The organism is Kineococcus lubricus (genome assembly GCF_050871965.1).
Lineage (GTDB): Bacteria > Actinomycetota > Actinomycetes > Actinomycetales > Kineococcaceae > Kineococcus.
In genome coordinates, this window is sequence record NZ_JBJLSK010000015.1 from 99673 (window position 1) to 118714 (window position 19042).

At 75.7% G+C, this 19042-nt stretch carries 17 protein-coding genes; 9 read left to right on the forward strand and 8 right to left on the reverse strand.

The features are described 5' to 3' along the window. The 3 genes from tatA to ACRYRX_RS13265 all read left to right on the forward strand — a co-directional run bounded on the left by tatA (position 1) and on the right by ACRYRX_RS13265 (position 2118). Positions 1–300 (forward strand): Sec-independent protein translocase subunit TatA, encoded by a 300-nt coding sequence (gene tatA / locus ACRYRX_RS13255; protein WP_432512450.1) that lies wholly within the window; start codon positions 1–3, stop codon positions 298–300. Positions 301–383: 83 nt separating this feature from the next. Continuing rightward, positions 384–1190, forward strand: coding sequence for a twin-arginine translocase subunit TatC (gene tatC, locus ACRYRX_RS13260; protein ID WP_432512452.1), 807 nt, complete (start codon positions 384–386; stop codon positions 1188–1190). A gap of 4 nt (positions 1191–1194) precedes the next feature. Then, a complete protein-coding gene (locus ACRYRX_RS13265) occupies positions 1195–2118 on the forward strand; it encodes a diacylglycerol/lipid kinase family protein (protein WP_432512453.1) in 924 nt (307 codons plus the stop codon). A gap of 298 nt (positions 2119–2416) precedes the next feature. On the opposite strand, the gene ACRYRX_RS13270 is transcribed toward ACRYRX_RS13265, so the two are convergent. Genes ACRYRX_RS13270 through ACRYRX_RS13280 form a run of 3 tightly spaced genes read right to left on the reverse strand, consistent with a single transcriptional unit; the run spans position 2417 to position 4841 of the window. After that, positions 2417–2896: a hypothetical protein gene (locus ACRYRX_RS13270; RefSeq protein WP_432512455.1), complete on the reverse strand. Its 480-nt coding sequence runs from the start codon at positions 2894–2896 to the stop codon at positions 2417–2419. 26 nt (positions 2897–2922) lie between these two features. Next, complete coding sequence (locus tag ACRYRX_RS13275) at positions 2923–4512, reverse strand: TNT domain-containing protein (RefSeq protein WP_432512457.1); 1590 nt, start codon at positions 4510–4512, stop codon at positions 2923–2925. After that, positions 4509–4841 (reverse strand): hypothetical protein, encoded by a 333-nt coding sequence (locus ACRYRX_RS13280; protein ID WP_432512458.1) that lies wholly within the window; start codon positions 4839–4841, stop codon positions 4509–4511. The genes ACRYRX_RS13275 and ACRYRX_RS13280 overlap by 4 nt, the downstream gene beginning before the upstream one ends. Positions 4842–4954: 113 nt before the next feature. Here ACRYRX_RS13280 and ACRYRX_RS13285 point away from each other — a divergent pair, with 113 nt between their 5' ends. Together ACRYRX_RS13285 and ACRYRX_RS13290 are read left to right on the forward strand one after the other, a co-directional pair. After that, a complete protein-coding gene (locus ACRYRX_RS13285; protein WP_432512460.1) occupies positions 4955–5560 on the forward strand; it encodes a hypothetical protein in 606 nt (201 codons plus the stop codon). Between the two features lie 74 nt (positions 5561–5634). After that, positions 5635–8427 carry a DEAD/DEAH box helicase gene (locus ACRYRX_RS13290; RefSeq protein WP_432512461.1) on the forward strand — a complete coding sequence of 931 codons (2793 nt, stop codon included), beginning with the start codon at positions 5635–5637 and terminating at the stop codon, positions 8425–8427. Positions 8428–8454: 27 nt separating this feature from the next. Here ACRYRX_RS13290 and ACRYRX_RS13295 read toward each other — a convergent pair whose 3' ends face one another. Continuing rightward, complete coding sequence (locus ACRYRX_RS13295; RefSeq protein WP_432512462.1) at positions 8455–9396, reverse strand: 5'-3' exonuclease; 942 nt, start codon at positions 9394–9396, stop codon at positions 8455–8457. 149 nt (positions 9397–9545) lie between these two features. On the opposite strand from ACRYRX_RS13295, the gene ACRYRX_RS13300 reads away from it, so the two are divergent. From ACRYRX_RS13300 to ACRYRX_RS13315, 4 genes are all read left to right on the forward strand, one after another. Then, positions 9546–10433 (forward strand): DUF6612 family protein, encoded by an 888-nt coding sequence (locus tag ACRYRX_RS13300; protein ID WP_432512464.1) that lies wholly within the window; start codon positions 9546–9548, stop codon positions 10431–10433. Between the two features lie 68 nt (positions 10434–10501). Next, positions 10502–12130: an amidohydrolase gene (locus tag ACRYRX_RS13305; RefSeq protein ID WP_432512466.1), complete on the forward strand. Its 1629-nt coding sequence runs from the start codon at positions 10502–10504 to the stop codon at positions 12128–12130. Positions 12131–12571: 441 nt separating this feature from the next. Then, entirely contained in the window at positions 12572–14233 is a 1662-nt protein-coding gene (gene lnt / locus ACRYRX_RS13310; protein ID WP_432512467.1) for an apolipoprotein N-acyltransferase, read from the forward strand. 29 nt (positions 14234–14262) lie between these two features. After that, positions 14263–14745 (forward strand): FxsA family protein, encoded by a 483-nt coding sequence (locus ACRYRX_RS13315; RefSeq protein WP_432512469.1) that lies wholly within the window; start codon positions 14263–14265, stop codon positions 14743–14745. Between the two features lie 96 nt (positions 14746–14841). Here the strand turns inward: ACRYRX_RS13315 and ACRYRX_RS13320 are convergent, their stop codons facing one another. The 4 genes from ACRYRX_RS13320 to ACRYRX_RS13335 form a co-directional block, all read right to left on the reverse strand. Continuing rightward, entirely contained in the window at positions 14842–15189 is a 348-nt protein-coding gene (locus ACRYRX_RS13320) for an RNA polymerase-binding protein RbpA (RefSeq protein ID WP_432512471.1), read from the reverse strand. A 155-nt stretch (positions 15190–15344) separates the two neighbouring features. Then, the gene (locus ACRYRX_RS13325; RefSeq protein WP_432512472.1) at positions 15345–16700 is read right to left on the reverse strand and encodes an MFS transporter; all 1356 of its coding nucleotides are present in this window, start codon (positions 16698–16700) and stop codon (positions 15345–15347) included. Beyond that, the gene (locus tag ACRYRX_RS13330; protein ID WP_432512474.1) at positions 16697–17530 is read right to left on the reverse strand and encodes a glycerophosphodiester phosphodiesterase family protein; all 834 of its coding nucleotides are present in this window, start codon (positions 17528–17530) and stop codon (positions 16697–16699) included. The genes ACRYRX_RS13325 and ACRYRX_RS13330 overlap by 4 nt, the downstream gene beginning before the upstream one ends. After that, positions 17506–18813, reverse strand: coding sequence for a D-alanyl-D-alanine carboxypeptidase family protein (locus ACRYRX_RS13335; protein WP_432512476.1), 1308 nt, complete (start codon positions 18811–18813; stop codon positions 17506–17508). Before ACRYRX_RS13335 ends, ACRYRX_RS13330 begins: the two co-directional genes overlap by 25 nt. Positions 18814–19042: the final 229 nt, after the last annotated feature.

Sequence of the window (19042 nt, forward strand, 5' to 3'; positions counted from 1 at the left end):
ATGTTCCGCAACCTCGTCGACCACCCGTGGGTGCTCGTCATCCTCGTCGTGCTGATCATCGCGCTGTTCGGCAGCAAGCGACTGCCTGACGCGGCGCGGGGTCTGGGCCGTTCGATGCGCATCTTCAAGTCCGAGGTGAAGGAGATGAAGAACGACGGCAAGGAGGACGAGAAGAAGCCCGCCGCCGCCGCTTCGCCCGCGACCGCGGCCAAGGACTCGCAGCCCACGGCGCTCGAGGCCAAGCTGGCCGCCGAGGACGCCGAGCGCAAGGACGCCGAGCACCAGTCCCGCGCTTCCTGAGCCGCCGCACCGACTGAGGAACCGCCGCAGCCATGGCCGTGACCACCGTTCGCCGACGAGCGCCCAAGGACCCGGAGGGGCGCATGCCCCTCATGGCGCACCTCAAGGAGCTGCGCAACCGAGTCTTCAAGGCTGCGATCTTCCTGCTCATCGGCAGCATCGCCGGCTGGTTCCTGTGGCGCGGGTGGAAGGCCGGCTGGGGTTCGTTCGAGGGTGTCTTCCAGTACCTCCAGCAGCCCTTGCTGGACTTCGCGGCGGCCAAGGGCTACTCCAACGTCGCGCTGAACTTCACCCAGGTCGGCCAGGCCTTCGACCTCGCGGTCAAGGGGGCCATCTGGTGCGGTGTGATCGCTTCCAGCCCCGCGTGGATCTACCAGCTCTGGGCGTTCATCACGCCGGGACTGACGAAGAAGGAACGTCGCTACGCCATCGGCTTCATCGCCGCGGCCGTGCCCCTCTTCCTCGCGGGTGCCGCCATCGCGTACCTCGTCCTGCCGAACGCGATGCGCTTCCTCATCGACTTCACGCCGGTGGACGCGGCCAACTTCATCGGCGCGGACATCTACCTGTCGTTCGTGATGCGGATCATCATGGCGTTCGGGCTGGGGTTCCTCATGCCGGTCGTCCTGGTCGGCCTGAACTTCGCGCACCTGCTGTCGGGCAAGGCCATCTTGAAGCAGTGGCGCATCAGCGTCTTCATGAGCTTCTTGTTCTCGGCCCTGGTCACGCCGACGTCGGACATCACGACGATGCTGCTGCTGGCCTGCCCGCTCCTGCTGCTCTTCGCGATCGCCACGCTCATCTGCCTCGCGAACGACCGTCGTCGCGGCAAGAACTCCTCGGAGCCGGACTACGCGCAGCTGTCCGACGACGAGGCCAGCACCATCTGACCCGGTGAGCCACCGGGGGCGGGTCGGCCTCCTCGTGAACCCGACGGCGGGTCGCGGGGACGGCCGCGCCGCGGGCACCCGCGTCCTGCAGACCCTGCGCTCCCTGGGGCACGAGGTCACCGACCTGTCCGGCCCCGACCTGGCCGCGGTCACCCGTGAGGCCCGCGAGCGCGCCGGCCACTTCGAGGCCCTGGTCGTCGTGGGCGGTGACGGCATCGTCCACGCCGGCGTGGAGGCGGTCGCGGGCACCGGCACCGCACTGGGCATCGTCCCGGCCGGGACGGGCAACGACATCGCCCGCGGGCTGGACCTGCCGCTGGGTGACCCGGTGGGCGCGGCCGAGTCCGTCGCCCGGGCCCTGCACGCGGGCCGGTACCGCGACGTCGACGCGGTGCGCGTCACCCACGCCGCCGGCACGGGCTGGTACGCCAGCATCCTGGCCTCGGGGGTGGACGCCCTCGTCAACGAGCGCGCCAACTCCTGGCGGTGGCCGCACGGCCCGGCCCGTTACACCCTGGCCGCGCTGCGGGAGCTGGCCGTGGTGCGCGGGGTGGGCGTGCGCGTCGACCTCGACCTCGGGGACCGGCGCGAGACGTTCGAGCGGGACTGCCTGCTCGTCGCCGTCGCCAACACCCGCTGCTACGGCGGCGGGATGCTCATGGCCCCGCACGCCGACCCCTGCGACGGCTGGCTCGACGTCGTCGTCGTCGACGCCCTGCCCCCGCTGCGGGCGCTGCGGCTGCTGCCGACGGTCCGCCGCGGGCGGCACCTGGACGTGCCCGCCGTCCACGTGCACCGGGCGCGGGCGGTCGCGCTGACGCACGTCGGGGACGGTCCGCGCCCGCGCCCGCACGCCGACGGCGAACCGCTGGGGGACCTGCCGGTGACGTGCGAGGTGGTGCCCGGCGCGTTGCGGGTGCTGGCCTGAGCCCGGCCGTCACGGACGCCCAGGTGAAGGCCGGGGCACCGGTGCCGGCGGCGGGTGAGGGGGGCGGTGCTCAGTCGGGGCAGGCGCTGCTCGGACCGCCACGGTTCGCCCGCGGTGAGCGCGATCAGCAGCCGGGTCCCACGACGTCGCGCTCTCCCGGGGTGCGCCGGACGACGTGCCGGACCCGCCCGTCACCCCAGGCGACGCAGTCGGGGTCGGGCTCGCCGACCCGGTACCCGCTGTCGACGACGAACGCTCCCGGCGCCGGCTCGACGGGCGCCCCACCGCGGGCGCCCCCTCACGGGCTGAACAGCGGGCCCCCGTCGACGGCGCGCAGGGAGTCGACGACGGCACTCAGGGGCTGGTCCACGGTCCGCGCCAGGCGCAGCGCCTGCGCGAGGACCAGGCCGGTCGCGACGTCCCTGGTCCCGTCGGCCCGGGTCACCTCCAGCCGGGCGAACGGGGGGTGCTCGGTGACGGTGACCCCCGTCCCCCGCACGTCCAGGTCCCGCGGGAGGTCCGGCAGGTCCTGGCGCGAACGCCAGCTGCGTCCCTCCTTGACCAGGACGACGCGTTGCGCGAGGTCCCACGAGGTGGCGGTCTCGTCGCGGCTGAGCTGCTGGCGGCGTTCGAGCCGGGAGAACGCGAACCCCGCCGGGTCGCGCCGCACGGTGTGCTCGACCTCGCCCCTGGTCCAGCCCACCGAACCGGCGCCGGGTTCGGTGACCCGGCAGCCGGCGGCGGTGAGGAACTCCTCCACGACCGGGTCGAACCGCACGTCCCGCACCCCTCTGCCGGATCCCGTCACTGCTTGGACACCCTCGTGAGCACACCCAGGTCGACCAGGTCCTCCATCGACCAGACGGAGGCGAACTCACCGTTCACCTCCTGGATGAACTGCACCTGCGTGCCTCCACCGGGTTGGCCGAAACCGGGGGCGATCGTCGCCACCTCGATCTTCATGCCGGCAGGCAGCGGTCGGTCGGTCAGATCGTACCGGTGGAGGGCGTCTCCCACGTTCCCCGGCGCCATCGCCCGCTGGGGCCACGGAGTGCCCGGGGGCACCCCCAGGAACGTCCCCGTCTCCTCGCCGATGCGGTCGAGGTGCCTGCCGTGGGTGGCGGTGAACAGGTCGGCGTCGTAGAACGTCCGCAGCGACCCGGGGACGGCACCCCGGTTCGGGGGGTAGCGGGGTGTGCCGTCGGCGTAGGTGTAGTGCTTCGCCCACTCCTCCTCGCTGGTGAACGCCTTCCCCGTCTCGGGGTTGACGCCCATCCAGTGCTCCGCGTCGGCCCCGGGGATCGCCGGGTTGGCCGCGGCGGGCGGGCGGGCGTCGTCGGCGAGGCGGTCGGCGTGGGCCAGGCGCGGCTGGCCGTACCCCGTGGCGGTGAGCCGGTCGAGGAACCCCTCCACCGCCGTGGCCGTGCCGGGCGGCAGGTGCCGGAAGACCGTCGGCCCGAGCTTGCCGACGATCTTGAACGTTCCCAGGCTCAGCGCGGTGAGCACGACCCCACCGGCGGCGCGGGACACCATCTGCTGACCGGTGGTGGTGCCGTCGCCCCAGTCGGCGGCGACGTGCAGCAGGTCGCCGAGGGAGACCACCGTCATCCCGGCGCCGGCCAGGAGCATCCCGGGCTCGGCCCCGACGGTGGCGCCGGCGAGCGCGCCGGGGATCGCGCCCACACCGCCGGCCGCGGCCCCGGCGATCCCGCCGCCGATCCCGCCGACGACGGCGCCGGCGAGGGCCACCACGCCACCGGCGGCGGTCGTGATCCAGCCGGCGGTGCTGATGACGTCACCGGCGCTGCGCAGGGAGTCGGCGTGCTCGCCGAGGAACGTCTTGACGCCGGTGGCGTGCTCGTCGAGCCAGTCGCCGACGTCGCCGGTCCAGCCGTCCCACCGGTCCCGGACCCGGCCGACGGCGTCCCCGACGTCCTCGACGGTGTCGTCGAACCAGTCGGCGATCGCGTGCCCGAGGCTGCGGGCGGAGGAGGTCACCGCCTCGTCGTGCGCGACCTCCCGGGGCGTGGTGGCGGACCAGACGCTGAGGGTCCCGTCCTCGCTCAGGACCGGCTGGACCGGGGCGGCCGCCACCGGTCCGGGGGCCGCCGCGGGGTCGAGCAGCGGGATCGTGTCGCCGAACCGGCCGCCGTAGGAGCGGCGGTTGAGGTCTTCCGCCAGGGCGAGGTGGTGTTCCAGGACGGGCAGGACGTCGGTGGTCAGCTCGTCGGCGACGCCCAGCAGGTCGTCGAAGGGGCGGGTGCCGACGCCGAGCGCGCCGGCCCGGCCGCGCAGGGGCGCCAGGTGGTCCTGGAGGCCGCCGCGGGTGGCGGCGACGTCGGTCCGCAGGCCCCGCACGGACTCGGCGTTGATCTCGACGACGCGCCCGCTCACGGGGCCGCCGCCCGGCGTGCGGCCTCGGTCGCGGCCTCGGTCGCGGCTGAGGCCTCGGCGTCCCGGGCGGCGGTGGCGGTCCGCACGGCGTGCTGCAGGTCCTCCTGCAGCTCGGCCTCCAGCCGGTCGAAGCCGCTGCGCAGCCGCCGGTCCAGTGGGTCGAGGTGGTCGTGCCGCAGCCGGTCGGCCGCCGCGCCGGTCCAGGTGCCCCGCTGGCCGATCGCGCGCAGGGGGCGGGCGAGGGTGGGGACCTCGGCGCGGGCGTGCCGGACCTGGCGCAGCAGCGCGGTCAGCTCCTGCACGCGGGCGTCCGCGGTCTGCACGTCCATCGCTCGTTCCTCCGTTCGTGGGTCGGGCGCGGCGCGGCGGCGCCCGGCGCGCCTAGCGTGGGAGCGGGCCGGTGACGGCCGCCGTCCGGGCCACTGAAGCAGGAGGACCACCCGTGCAGACCGCCGTCGGGGCCGGTGCCCCGCAACGTCCCCCGTTCGGCTTCTCCCTCACTGCTCCAGCGGGGTGGCGGCCGTTGCGGATCGACACCGGCCGCGACGAGGAGGTCCTGGCCGCGTTCACCGCGACCCCGGCGTGGCGCGACGGTGACGAGGAGGTCCGCGACGGCCTGCGGCTGCTGGCCGAGGCGGCGCTGGGCGCCCACGACCGCGCCGGGGTGCTGGCGAGCTGGGTGCGGGCGGCGGACGAGCCGCTGCTCGCGCCGCGGGTGCTGACCCTGACGTGGATCCGCACGGCGCCGGCCCTGGCCGACGAGTTCTCCGCGACGGTGGTGCTGGCCCGCGGGCGCCGGACCCGGGTGGGGCCGCACGCCGCCGTCGTGCAGGACTCGCACGCCCGTGCCGGTCACCTGCGGTCGCAGCAGGTGGCGGTCCCGCTGCCGGGCAGCGTGTGGATCGCGCTGCTGACGCTCACGAGCTCCGGTGAGCCGTCGCCGGGTCTGGACACCGGTTCGGACGCCGGTCTGGACGCCGGTCTGGACGCCGGTCTGGACACCGATCTGGTGGCCGCCGCGGCGTCGCTGCGACGGCTCGCGGCCTGACCGGGGGCCTGCCGGGTCGCGGACGGGACGGGTCGAGACCGCGCAGCGGGCCGCGCTGACGTACTGTCACCCCCATGGCAAGCCCCGCGGAACGCTACGCGGCAGCGCGCCGCCGGACAGAGGAGTCGCGCACCGAGCTCGCGCAGTTCGCGAGCACGCTCGGCTTCGAGCTCGACGGTTTCCAGCTGCAGGCGTGCCAGGCCCTCGAAGCGGGCCGTGGCGTGCTGGTCGCGGCCCCCACCGGCGCGGGCAAGACCGTCGTGGGGGAGTTCGCCGCCCACCTGGCGCTGACGACGCGCCGCAAGGCGTTCTACACCACGCCCATCAAGGCGCTGTCGAACCAGAAGTACGCCGAGCTCGTCGAGCGGCACGGACCGGGCGCGGTGGGCCTGCTGACGGGGGACAACTCCGTCAACGGCGAAGCGCCGGTCGTGGTCATGACGACCGAGGTGCTGCGCAACATGCTGTACGCGGGGTCCCCGCTGCTGGACGGCCTGGGCTACGTCGTGATGGACGAGGTGCACTACCTGGCCGACCGCTCCCGGGGGGCGGTGTGGGAGGAGGTGATCATCCACCTGCCCTCCGACGTGCTGGTGGTGTCGCTGTCGGCGACGGTCAGCAACGCCGAGGAGTTCGGGGCGTGGCTGGACACCGTCCGCGGGGACACCGAGGTCGTCGTCTCCGAGCACCGGCCGGTCCCGCTGTGGCAGCACCTGGCCGTGGGCACGCGCCTGTACGACCTGTTCACCGACCCCGACGGCGACCCGCTGGAGGGTGACGAGGGGTCCCTGGTGCCGGGGGCGATCGTCAACCCCGAGCTCGTGGCGATGTCCCGCCAGCAGATCCGCACCGACCGGCTCGCCGGGGCCGGGCGGGGTCGCCGCCGCGGACCGGCCCAGCGCGGGGGCCGGCCGCCGTCGGCGCCGCGCCCGGCCTCGCGCGCGCAGATCCTCGACACCCTCGACCAGGCGGGGCTGCTGCCGGCGATCACGTTCATCTTCTCCCGGGCCGGGTGCGACGCGGCCGTGGAGCAGTGCGTGGCGTGGGGGTTGCGGCTGACGACGCCGGAGGAGGGCAAGGAGATCCGCGCGGTCGCCGAGGAGCGCTGCGCGGAGATCCCCAGCTCCGACCTGGCGGTCCTGGGGTACTGGAGCTGGCTGGAAGGCCTGGAGCGGGGCCTGGCCGCCCACCACGCCGGGATGCTGCCCGTGTTCAAGGAGACCGTCGAGCACCTGTTCGCCCGCGGGCTGGTCAAGGCGGTGTTCGCGACCGAGACGCTGGCGCTGGGGGTGAACATGCCGGCCCGTTCGGTGGTGCTGGAACGGCTGGTGAAGTGGAACGGGCAGACCCACGTCGACGTCACGCCGGGGGAGTACACCCAGCTGACCGGCCGCGCGGGCCGGCGCGGCATCGACGTGGAGGGTCACGCGGTGGTGCTGTGGTCGGGCACGACCGACCCCGAGGCCGTCGCCGGGCTCGCCTCGCGCCGCACCTGGCCGCTGCGCTCCAGCTTCCGCCCCACCTACAACATGGCCGTGAACCTCGTCGAGCAGGTCGGGCGCGACCGCGCCCGCGACATCCTGGAGACGTCGTTCGCGCAGTTCCAGGCCGACCGGGCCGTCGTGGGGCAGGCCCAGCAGATCAAGAAGCAGACCGAGGCCCTGGGCGGGTACGCCGAGGCGATGTCGTGCCACCTGGGGGACTTCCGGGAGTACTTCGCGCTGCGGCAGGCCATCACCGACCGCGAGCGGGAGCTGTCCCGGGCCGGGGCCGCGACCCGGCGCGCCGAGGCGCGCAGCACCATCGAGGGCCTGTCCCGCGGGGACGTGGTGCGGCTGCCCGGGGGGCGGCGCGCGACCTTCGGGGTGGTGCTGGACCTGGTGCCGGGCAAGGGGTTCGCCGGGCCGTCGCCGCGGATCCTGTCCCAGGACCGGCAGGTGCGCACCATCGACGCGGACGACTTCAGCGGGCCCGTGGAGGCGGTCACCCGGGTGCGGGTGCCGAAGGCCTTCAACTGGCGGTCCCCGCAGGAACGCCGGGACCTGGCCTCCTCGCTGCGCAACGCGCTGGCCGAGGTCGGCGGCGGGGAGGTGCCGTTCCGGCGCCGGGCCTCCAGCGGCGCGGCCGAGGACGCGCAGCTGGCGCGGCTGCGCGAGCAGCTGCGCGCCCACCCCTGCCACGGGTGCGCCGAGCGCGAGGAGCACGCCCGCTGGGCGGTGCGGGAGGAGAAGCTGCGCCGCGACACCCAGGGCCTGCAGCGCAAGATCGAGGGCCGCACCGGCACCATCGCCCGGACCTTCGACCGGGTCTGCGACCTGCTGGCCGAGCTGGGGTACCTCACCGCCGACGGGCAGGCCGTCACCGACGCCGGGCGCACCCTGCGGCGCATCAACGCCGAGACCGACCTGCTGGTGGCGCAGTGCCTGCGGCACGGGGCGTGGGACGGGTTGCCGGCCGCGGACCTGGCCGCGGCGGTCTCCACGCTGGTGCACGAGTCCCGCCGCGACGAGGGTGGGCGCCCCGACCGCGTCCCGCGCCGCACCGAGGCCGCGATCGCCGCGACTCACCGGCTGTGGAGCGACCTGACCGACCGGGAGGACCACCACAAGGTGCCGATGACCCGGGAACCGGACCCGGGGCTGGCGTGGGCGGTGCACCGGTGGGCCGGTGGGCACCGGCTCGACGAGGTGCTGCGCGAGGCCGACCTGGCCGCGGGCGACTTCGTGCGCCGCTGCAAGCAGCTGGTGGACCTGCTCGACCAGATCGCCTCGGCCTCCACCGACCCCGGGGTCCGCCGCGCCGCGCGCGAGGCCGTGGAGGCCATCCGCCGCGGCGTCGTCGCGCACACCTCCCTCACCGAGGGGTAGGCGGGCGGCCGGACCGGCTGGGCCCGCTCAGCCCGCCCGTACCCCGGCCAGGGCCGTCAGGACGCGTTCGACGCTGGAGGCCAGGCCCCACCGGTCCACGAGCCGCGCGAGGCGGTCGGGGTCGGCCGGGGCGACGGGCAGCGCGTCGTGGACCGCCGGCAGCGGCACGTCCCGCGCGGTCTGGACGACCACGGGCGCGGCCGCCAGGTAGTCGCGCGCGTCCAGCAGCTTGCGGCGCTGCCCCGGCGACAGGTTCGAGGCGGGGTCCTGGGCGGCGGCCAGCAGCCCGGCCAGGTCGCCGTGGCGGGTGATGAGGGCGGCGGCGGTCTTCTCCCCGATGCCGGCGACCCCGGGCAGCCCGTCGGAGGGGTCCCCGCGCAGCACGGCCATGTCGGCGTACGCCGCGCCGGTGGCCACCGCGTACTTCCCGTGCAGCCAGTCCTGGGTGACGGTCTCGGCCTTGCGCACGCCCTTGCCGCAGTACAGGACGCGCACGCCGGTGGCGTCGTCGACGAGCTGGAACAGGTCCCGGTCGCCGGTGACGACGTCGACGGGGTCACCGCCGCCGGTCGCCTCGCGGGCGGCCAGCGTCGCCACGACGTCGTCGGCCTCGTAGCCGGGAGCGCCGACGCGGGCGATCCCGAGGGCGGCCAGCACCTCGACGATGACGTCGACCTGCGGGCCCAGCGCGGGCGGGGCGTCCTCCCCGCCGTCGGCGCCGACCCGGTGCGCCTTGTACGTCGGCAGCGCCCGCACCCGGAAGGCGGGCCGCCAGTCGTCGTCCCAGCAGGCCACCAGGCGGGTGGGCCGGTAGGTGGTGACGAGGAAGGCCACGGAGTCCAGGAACCCGCGGACGGCGTTGACGGGGGTGCCGTCGGGGGCGGTGACCGACTCCGGCACGCCGTGGAAGGCGCGGAAGTACAGCGACGCCGAGTCCAGCAGCACCAGACGACCGGGAGGGGGCGGCATGCGGGGGATCCTCGCAGGTGCGGGGGTCATCCGGACGGATCGGGTGAAGGCTCCGGACGGGTGACCCGCGATCGCCGGTCGCGGCGCATGCTGTGAGGGTAGTTCCCGGATGCACGTCCACGGCACAGCCCGACCAGGGGGGAATTCCCATGACCACGATGACCCGGCCGACTTCCCGGCGCCGCCGCCGGATCGGCGCGCTGGCGGCCGGCGGGGCCCTCGCCCTCGCCCTCGGCCTCAGCGCGTGCGGCGGCGGGGACGACGCCGCCGCACCGTCCGCGGGTGTGGCGACGTCCTCGCCGGCCACCCAGCTGACGGCCTTCGAGGCGGTCAAGGCGTCGGCGCAGAACTCCAAGGACGCCGGCAGCGCGAAGTTCTCGCTGACCACCACCGGCACCGGTGAGGCCGCGGCCGTGGGGCAGATCACCGCCGACGGGTCCTTCGACTCCGCCGCCGGTGCCTTCGAGATGACGATGGCGCTGCCGGCCCAGGCGGGCGGGACGAAGGTCACGCTGCGCTTCGTCGACGACGTCGTGTACGTCAGCGGCGCGCCGCTGACCGCCGAGGGCCAGTGGGTGAAGATGCCGCTGGACGCCATGGGCGCCACCGGGCTGGACACCACCGCGATGGACCCGTCCAAGCAGCTCGAGCAGCTGCAGGGCGTGGCCGACGACGTGCGCGAGCTGCCCGCGCAGGACGTCCGCGGCGTCCAGGCCAAGGGCTACGCCGGGACCATCGACCCGGTGAAGGCGCTGGAGCAGCTCCCGGCCGAGCAGCGGACCGCCGAGGCGCAGGAGGCCGCGGCGAAGCTGGGGCCGATCCCGTTCGAGCTGTACGTCGACGACCAGGACCGCCCGGTCCGGATGAGCCAGACGCTCAGCCTCGAGGGCTCGACGATGAACGTCCAGATGGACTTCTTCGACTGGGGTACCGACGTGGACGTGGCCGCGCCGGACCCGGCGACGGTCACCGAGATGCCCGGCCCGGGCGCCCAGGCCGGCACCGAGACCCCGGCCCCGGCCGCGGCCGGCGCCTGACCCCACCCGGGGGCGGACCACCGGCCCTGACCGACGGTCCACGCGGGGCGGCTCCTACGCTGCCCGGCGTGGACCGTTTCGCGTCAGGGGCCCCCACCCGCCGGCTGTACCGGGGCGGGTCGGTGTACTCACCGGCCGACCCCTTCGCCACCGCGATGCTCGTGGAGGGCGCGACGGTGGCGTGGGTGGGGCCGCAGGAGGCGGCCGCGGCCTGGACCCGCGACGGCGACGAGGTCGTCGAGCTCGAGGGCCGGCTGATCACCCCGGCGTTCGTCGACGCCCACACCCACCTGACCGAGACGGGCCTGCGGCGCACCGGCCTGGACGCGCGGGACGTCCCCGGCCGCGACGGGCTGCTGGCGGCGGTCGCGGCGCGGGCGGTGCCCGGGCAGCTGCTGGCCGGGTTCGGGTGGGACGAGTCGACCTGGGCCGCCGGGACCGCGGTGCCCACGCGCGCCGAGCTGGACCGCGCTGCGGGCGGGGCGCCGGTGGTGCTGTCCCGCGTCGACGGCCACAGCGCGCTGGTCAGCTCGGCGCTGGCGCAGGCCGCCGGGCTGCGCGAACTGCAGGGGTGGGACGAGGACGGCTGGGTGCGCGGACCCGCCTTCCACGCGGCCCTGGACGCCCGGTGGGCCGCGCTGAGCCCGCAGGCGGCGCAGGAGGCGCGGCGGGCGGCGCTGCGGGCCGCGGCCGCCGTGGGCATCGGCACGGTGCACGAGATGTCCGGGTGCCGGCTGGCGCCGCCGGAGGACCTGCGGGCCCTGCAGGAGCTGGCGGCGGCCGAACCGCTGCCGAACGTCGTGGGGTACCTGGCCGAGGCGGTGCGCACCCCGCAGCGGGCGCGGGAGGTCGTGGCCGGCAGCGGTGCGGTGCTGGCCGGGCTGGGCGGCGACCTCGCGGTCGACGGTGCGCTGGGTTCGCGCACGGCGGCGCTGCGCGCCGACTACGCCGACGCCCCGGGCCGGCGCGGGACGCTGCACCTGGACGCGGCGGCGGTGCGCGACCACCTGCACGCCTGCACGGTGGCCGGGGTGCAGGCCGCCTTCCACGCCGTCGGCGACGCCGCCCTGGACGTGGTGGTGCAGGCGCTGGGGGAGGTCGCGGCCGACCTGGGCGTCCCGGCGCTGGCCTCGGCCGGTCACCGCGTGGAGCACGCGGTGGTGGCCGACGCGGCGGTGGTGGAGGCGTTCGCGCGGTACGGGACGGCGGTCAGCGTGCAGCCGGCGTTCGAGGCCACCTGGGGCGGTCCGGGCGGGGTGTACGCGCGGCGGCTGGGGGAGCGCAGCGCCGGCACGCACCCGCTGGCGGCGTTCGCGGCCGCCGGGGTCCCGATGGCCTTCGGCTCGGACACCCCGGTGACCCCGTTCGCGCCGTGGGCGGCGGTGCGGGCCGCCGGGTTCCCGGCCCGGCCCGAGCAGGCGGTCTCGGTGCGGGCGGCGTTCCTGGCGCACACCCGCGGTGGTCACCGCCTCGCCGGGCAGGGCCACCCGGGGGTGCTGCGACCGGGAGCCCCGGCCACCTACGCCGTGTGGGACGTGCAGGACCTGGTGGTGCAGGCCCCGGACCGGCGGCTGTCGGGGTGGAGCACCGACGCCCGCTCGGGCACGCCGGGGCTGCCGGACCTCTCCCCGGGGGCCCCGGAGCCGGTGTGCCGGCGGACCGTGGTCGACGGCGTCGTGGTGCACGACGACCTGTGAGCCGGCGGCGGGGCCGGCGCGACGCGAGGGGTGCGTGGGGCTCGCGCGACACGCCGGGACGACACGCCGGGCGACACGCCGGTCCGCACCGCTGGATCACAGACCGTGACCGGCCCATGACCAGCGGCGATGCACGTTCGCGCAGGTCACCGGCCGGTTGACAGCCGTCAACGGCTGAGTAGCTTCGAGTTCGCAGTCCACGAGGAGGAAGACCGACCGAGTACGACGCGCCTGCGTCGGTGTAGTCGTGCCACCTGCGACGACGCCTGGATCGCGCGCCCGGTCGGAGTGGACGAGGTCGGGTTCGCGTGCCCTTAGATAACGGCACGCACCTCGTGGCCGACGGGGTGCGCGACGGCGCGAGGGGTACGCGAACTCGACTGGGTCCCGGCACGCCCGCCGGGGAACCAGCGGGCGAGTCCCGGCGGTTACCCTCACGTGATGCGCTCCCGCCCGGCCGACCCCGCTCCCGTGCCGCTGCCGGTCAGCCTGCTGCTGTCGGTGCTGGGCGGGGTGGCGGCCTGGGCCGCGTTCCCCGGGGCCGTCTCGCCCGCCGGCTGGTGGCCCACCGCGATCGCCGCCGTGGCGCTGCTCGCCGTGGCCACCCACGGGGTGCGGGCCCGCACCGGCGCCCTGGCCGGGTTCGGGTTCGGCTTCGCGTTCATGTTCCCCCACCTGTCCTGGAGCGGGACGTTCGTGGGGCTGCTGCCGTGGAGCGCGCTGACCGTCGTGTGCAGCGCCTTCTACGCCGTCCTGGGCGCCTGCCTGCCGCGGCTGCAGCGCGCCCGGTGGCGGCTGGCGCCGCTGGCCGTGGCGACCGGCTGGGTGGCGCTGGAGGCCGCCCGCGCCCGGGTGCCCTTCGAGGGGTTCCCGTGGGGCCGGCTGGCCTTCTCCCAGGCCGACGCCCCCACCCTGGGTCTGGCCGCCCTCGGCGGGTCCCCGGCCGTGACGTTCGGGGTGGCCCTGGCCGGTGCGCTGGCCGCCTCGGCCGTCCTGGCCCTGCTGCGGCTGCCGGCCCCGGCCGGCGCCGCCCGCGCGGTCCCGCGGCTGCGGCCGGCCGCGGTGCTGCTCGTGGCCGCCGCGGCCGTCACCTGGTCCGGGGCCCTGGTGCCGCGCCCGACGGCGGCCGAGGACGGCACCCGCCACGTCGCCGCCGTGCAGGGCAACACCCCCGCCGCGGGGCTGGAGTTCAACGCCGAGCGCCGCGCCGTGCTGGACAACCACGCCGGCGCCACCGAGGGGCTGGCCGCGCAGGTCGCCGCCGGCACCGCCCAGCAGCCCGACCTGGTGCTGTGGCCGGAGAACTCCAGCGACATCGACCCCTACGAGAACGCCGACGCCCGGGCCGTCGTCGAGCGGGCCGCCCGCGCGATCGACGCCCCCGTCCTGGTCGGCGCGGTCCTGGACGGCCCCGGCCGCTTCGTCTCCAACACCGGCCTGGTGGTGACCCCGCAGGAGGGCATCTCCGGGGCCCGCGAGGACGACGCGCGCCACTACGTCAAGCAGCGGCCGGCGCCGTTCGCCGAGTACATGCCGTACCGCTCGTTCTTCCGCGTCTTCAGCGACAAGGTGGACCTGGTCCGCCGCGACTTCGTCCACGGCGACCACGTGGGGCTGCTGTCGATGGACGGCGTGCGGGTCGGGGACGTGATCTGCTTCGAGGTCGCCTTCGACGACACGGTCCGCGACTCGGTGCGCGCCGGGGCGCAGTTCCTGGTCGTGCAGACCAACAACGCGACCTTCGGCTACTCCGACGAGGCCGTGCAGCAGCTGGCGATGTCGCGGCTGCGGGCGGTGGAGACGGGCCGGTCGGTGGTGCAGATCTCCACCGTCGGCGTCAGCGCGCTCATCGACGCCGACGGCACGCCCCACCAGGAGTCCTCGCTGTTCACCCAGGACGTCCTGACCGGTGACGTGGCGCTGCGCTCGACGCAGACCGTCGCGACCCGGGTCGGGCAGGGGCCGGAGGTCGTCCTGAGCGCCCTGGCGCTCCTGCTGCTGCTGACCGCCCGCCGCGGGGTGCGGCGCGGGCCGCGCGGCTCGGCCCCGGCCCCGGTGCGCCCGGCGGGCGACCCGGCCCTGAGCGGCGGGCCGGCCGCGTGAGGGCCCGCCGGTGGGCTCCGTGGGTCGCGGTGGCGCTGCTGCTGCTGGTCGTGCTGGAGGTGTGGCTGCTGGTCCAGGTCGCGCACGTCGTGGGCGGCGGCTGGGTGCTGGTGCTGCTGCTGGCCGAGACCTTCGGCGGGGCGCTGGTCCTGCGCCGGGCCGGGCGCACGGCGGTGCGGGCGTTCCGGCAGTCCGCGGCGGTGCCCTTCGGGCAGCCCGTCCCGGGGCAGGAGCCCGGTGCGGTCGGCGACGCGGTGCTCACCGGTGTGGGCGGGGTGCTGCTGGTCCTGCCGGGGCTGCTCAGCGACGTCGCGGGGCTGCTGTGCGTGCTGCCCCCGACCCGGCGGCTGGTCCGGGCGCTGTTCGTGCGCCTGGTGCGCCGGCGCTTCGAGCGCGCGGTGCGCCGGGCGGGGGCGCCGACGGTCGTCGTGGGTGACGTCGTGGGCGACGTCGTGGACGGTGAGGTGGTGGACGGTGAGGTCGTGGACGAGCGCCGGGAGCTGGGCCGCTGAGGCGGGCCCTCGCCCCGGGGGGCCCGGACGCACGACGGCCGGCCCACCCGGGTGGGTGGGCCGGCCGCCGTGCGATCGTGCCGGTGGACCTGCTGCTCAGGCGCTGCGCTTGATCAGCTCGCGGCTGCGCAGCAGCTCGAGCCTCTCGTCCAGCAGCACCTCGAGCTCGGCGATGGTGCGACGCTCCAGGAGCATGTCCCAGTGCGTGCGCGCCGGTTTCCCGGCCTTCTTCTCCGGGGCGTCGGTGTCGGCCCGCAGTGCCTCTGCCCCGCAGCGGCACTCCCACAGCGGAGGCACGTCGGCCTCCAGCGACATGGGCACCGTGACGGTGTGGCCGTTCGGGCAGTGGTACGTGACCTGCTGACGCTCGGCCGGCTCGACGCCGGACTCGCTCTCGAGGCTGGCGCCTCCGAGGCGGGACCCTCGTAGGTTGCGCTCGCTCATGTGACCTCCCCACGGTCCCTCCCGTACGGCGTCCCACCGGGGGTCCGGGGGAGTGGGAGGGACTCGATGGTTGAACGCTGTGACGACCCCCGCTGTTCCACGACGTTCCCGACCGGAGTGTGGAGGTCGTGTGCGCAGCGAGATGGATTGATTACTCAGCGTACTGGATCGGTGCCTCGCTGTGCCTGCTGAACCCCGGCGGCGACATCCACCCGCCGCAGCAGCACCGCCCCCACGACGAAGAAGGCGAGCAGCGCGATCAGCGCGGGCCGGTACGACCCCGACAGCTGCGCCACGAGCCCGAACGCCAGCGTCCCCAGCCAGCTCGTCCCCCGCTCCCCGGCCTGGTAGAGGCTGAAGTACTCCGCCTCGGCCCCCCGCGGGACCAGCCGGCTGAACAGCGACCGCGCCAGCGCCTGCGTCCCGCCCAGCACCAGGCCGATCACCGCCGCCAGCGCCAGCCAGGTGCCGAACGCGCCGCGCGGGACGGCGAAGGCGCCGAGCACGACGACGATCCACAGCACCAGCCCACCCAGGATGGTGCGCTGGGCGCCGAACCGGACCGCCAGTCGCCCGAACACCAGAGCGCCGGCGAACGCCACGGCCTGCACGAGCAGGACCGTCGTCAGCAGCTGCGCGGAGGTGAAGCCCAGCTCCTCCTGGCCGTACACGCTGGAAGCGGCGATCACGGTCTGGATGCCGTCGTTGAAGACCAGGTAGGCCAGCAGGAACCGCAGCACCTGCGGGTGCTGGCGCAGCCCCCGCAGCGTCGCGCCCAGCTGCCGCAGCGGCCCGGCGACCGACCCGCCGGCCGGGTCCGTCGCGAGGCCGCCGAGCGGGCGGGCGGGCAGGGCGCGCAGCCCCACGACGGGCACCACGGTGAACAACCCCCACCACAACCCGGCCGAGGCCAGCGACAGCCGGACCGCCCACTCCTCGTCCAGGCCGAAGGTGGCGGGGGTGGAGACCAGCAGCAGGTTCAGCGCCAGCAGCAGGAAACCGCCCAGGTACCCCGCCGCCCAGCCGCGCGAGGACACCGCGTCCCGCTCCTCGGGGGGCGACACGTCGCACAGCAGCGCGTCGTTGACCACCAGGGAGCAGGTCAGGCTGACGACGGCGACGAGCGTGAGGGCCACGCCCAGCCACCAGCGGTCCCCGCCCAGGGCCACCAGGCCGGTCGCGGCCGCCGCGCCGGTCCAGGCGAACGCCCCGAGCAGCCGGTGCCGGTGCCGCGCGCGGTCGGCCAGCGCCCCCACGAAGGGCAGCAGCAGCGCCGACAGCAGCGTCGCCGCGGTGATCGTGTACAGCGCCAGGGAACCGGGAGCCACCGGCACGCCCAGGACCGACAGCGCTCGGGTGCACTCCCCGGGCTGGTCCGGGCAGGCCGCGCGACGGGCCACGACGGTCAGGTACGGAGCCAGCAGCACGGTCTGGGTGGTGGTGACGAACGCGGAGTTGGCCCAGTCGTAGACGTACCAGGAGCGGCGGGCGCGGCGGGTGGCGGTGCTCACCCCGCCCACTGGCCCCGGGCGACCAGGACGTCCTTGAGGACGTCGGCGCGGTCGGTGATCAGGCCGTCGACGCCGAGGTCGAGCAGGGCGCGCATCTGCACGGGGTCGTCGACGGTCCACACGTGGACCTGGGCCCCGGCCCGGTGGACGGTCTCGACGAACCGCTCGGTCACGACCGGGACCGCGCCGTGCCGGACGGGGACCTGGACGGCGTCGACGTCGCGCAGGGCCAGGCGGGTCAGCAGCGGGGCCCGCAGGCCCGCTCCGGCCAGGGCCAGGGCGGTGCCGGGGGAGCTGGCCGAGGTGGCGCCCACGGCTCCGCGCCCACCGACGGCGGCCAGCGCCGCGCGACGGCGCCGTTCGCCGAAGGCGGTGACCAGGACGCGGTCGTGCGCCGCGGTGCGGCGCAGCACGTCGTCCAGACCGGCGACCGCGGCGGCGGACTTGACGTCGAGGTTGAACCGGGCCCGGGGGAAGGAGCCCAGGACGTCCTCGAGGGTGGGGACGGGTTCGCGCCCGGCCAGCCGCAGCCGGCGGACCTGCGCGTAGGACCGCTGGGCCAGCGGGCCCCGGCCGTCGGTGACGCGGTCGAGGTGCTCGTCGTGGAAGGCGAGCAGCCGCCCGTCGGCGGTGGCGCGCACGTCGGTCTCCAGGTACGTGTACCCCAGGTCGACGGCGGCGGCGAAGGCCGGCAGCGTGTTCTCCAGGCCGCGCAGGGCGTCGGTGGCGCTGAACCCGCGGTGGGCCATCGCGATCGGCCCGTCCCAGGCGGTGAACGGGCCACGGGCCGGCGGCCGGGCGCCCATCAGCCGGTGAACTCCCAGTGCCACGGTTCGAACTGGCCGCTGCGGTTCTGCGCCCACGCGGGGTTGATCCAGCCGTACAGGGCGGCGTTGCGGTCCATCCACAGGTGCTGGGCGGAGGTGGCGTTCTGGATGCCGCCGCCGAGGTCGACGGCGATGCCCAGGCCGTGCCGGCTGGTGCCGGGCTTGGCGGCCAGCCCGGGCTTGCGCGCCTTGACGTCGATCTGCTCGGCCAGGGTCCGGTAGGAGTCGGTGATGGAGATGTTGGACCCGAACTCCGCCGCGTAGGCGTCGTTGAGCGCGGTGAAGGCGTTGGCGGCGTCCGAGCGCAGGACGTGGTTGGGGGAGCTGGCCAGCGGGCACAGGGCGCTGCGCGGGATGAGGCCGTTGGCGAACCCGGACAGGCTGACGCTGGTGTCGCAGTCGCCGACGGCGGCGAACCCACCGCTGACGGCCGCCGCGGAGGCCGCCTGGGCCTGGGCCCGGGCCGCGGCGAGGTTGGCGGCGAGCGTGGCGGCCCGCTCGGAGTCGGAGGTCGCGGTGCCCGAGGCCGCGGCCTGCAGGGCGGCGAGCTCACCGACCTGGGTGCGCTGCTGGGCGACGAGGGCGTCGGCCTGCTGCTTGGCGGCGGTGGCGATGTCGGCCTGCTTGCGGGCCTCGGCGGCGGCGGCCTCGGCGCGGGTGGTGGCGTCGGCCTGGACGCGCTGGGCCTCCTCGTACTCCTCCACGGCGCTGCTGCGGCCGTCGCCGATGCGCTTGGCGGTGGCCAGGGCGGTGGCGGTGTCGTCGCTGGCCCCGTTCTTCAGGACCGATACGAAGCCGGAGTACTGCTCCAGGGAGGCGCCGCCGCGGTAGGCCTGCGCGGCCCACTGGCCGAGGTCCTTCTTGCCCTGCTCCAGCCGGGCCTGGGCCTGGGCGAGCCGCTCGCGCTGGGCCGCCTCCTCGGTCTCGGCGGCCTGCTTGGCCTCCATGGCCTGCTGGTACGTCTCGAGCGCGGCCCCGGCCTGGGCGGCGAGGGCGTCGAGCCGGGCCTGCGCGGCGGACAGGTCGGCCTGGGCCTGGGCGAGCTTGGCGGCGGACTCGGCGGCCTGCCGGCGGGCGGCGTCGAGCTCGGCCTGGGTGGGGCCCTCGACGGTGGCGACCGCGGCGGGGACGGTGTTCACGACGGCGCCGGGCAGCGCGGAGGCGGGGGCGGCCGCGCTCAGCGCCAGGCACCCGGTGCTCGCTGCGGCGGCCGCGATCAGCAGCGCCGGGCGCAGCCGCGCGGGGGTCGTCGATCGGCGGGTGGGGCGGGCCTGCGGCGAGAGCACGTCGTGTACGTCCAGAGCGGTCGGGGGCGCGAGCCCGGATCGGCTGTTCGGCGGGACGGATCGGGGGCGGTGACTGCTGTGACGGGGGTGGACTGTCGAGCCTGGGTGGAGGTCCTGTGACGAACCGTCCGCTGGGACCCTACCCTCCGCTACCTCGGCATCGGCAGGACCAACACGTAGGTGTGGACGGCGTCTGTGACGAGCATCACACGTCCACGAGCTCACCCGT

Excerpts from the sequence above, each read along its gene's own strand:
- ACRYRX_RS13320 (WP_432512471.1), bottom strand. The coding sequence starts at position 15,189 with ATGAGCGAGCGCAACCTACGAGGGTCCCGCCTCGGAGGCGCCAGCCTC.
- ACRYRX_RS13295 (WP_432512462.1), bottom strand. The coding sequence starts at position 9,396 with ATGCCGCCCCCTCCCGGTCGTCTGGTGCTGCTGGACTCGGCGTCGCTG.
- ACRYRX_RS13300 (WP_432512464.1), top strand. The coding sequence starts at position 9,546 with ATGACCACGATGACCCGGCCGACTTCCCGGCGCCGCCGCCGGATCGGC.
- tatC (WP_432512452.1), top strand. The coding sequence starts at position 384 with ATGCCCCTCATGGCGCACCTCAAGGAGCTGCGCAACCGAGTCTTCAAG.
- tatA (WP_432512450.1), top strand. The coding sequence starts at position 1 with ATGTTCCGCAACCTCGTCGACCACCCGTGGGTGCTCGTCATCCTCGTC.
- ACRYRX_RS13290 (WP_432512461.1), top strand. The coding sequence starts at position 5,635 with ATGGCAAGCCCCGCGGAACGCTACGCGGCAGCGCGCCGCCGGACAGAG.
- lnt (WP_432512467.1), top strand. The coding sequence starts at position 12,572 with ATGCGCTCCCGCCCGGCCGACCCCGCTCCCGTGCCGCTGCCGGTCAGC.
- ACRYRX_RS13280 (WP_432512458.1), bottom strand. The coding sequence starts at position 4,841 with ATGGACGTGCAGACCGCGGACGCCCGCGTGCAGGAGCTGACCGCGCTG.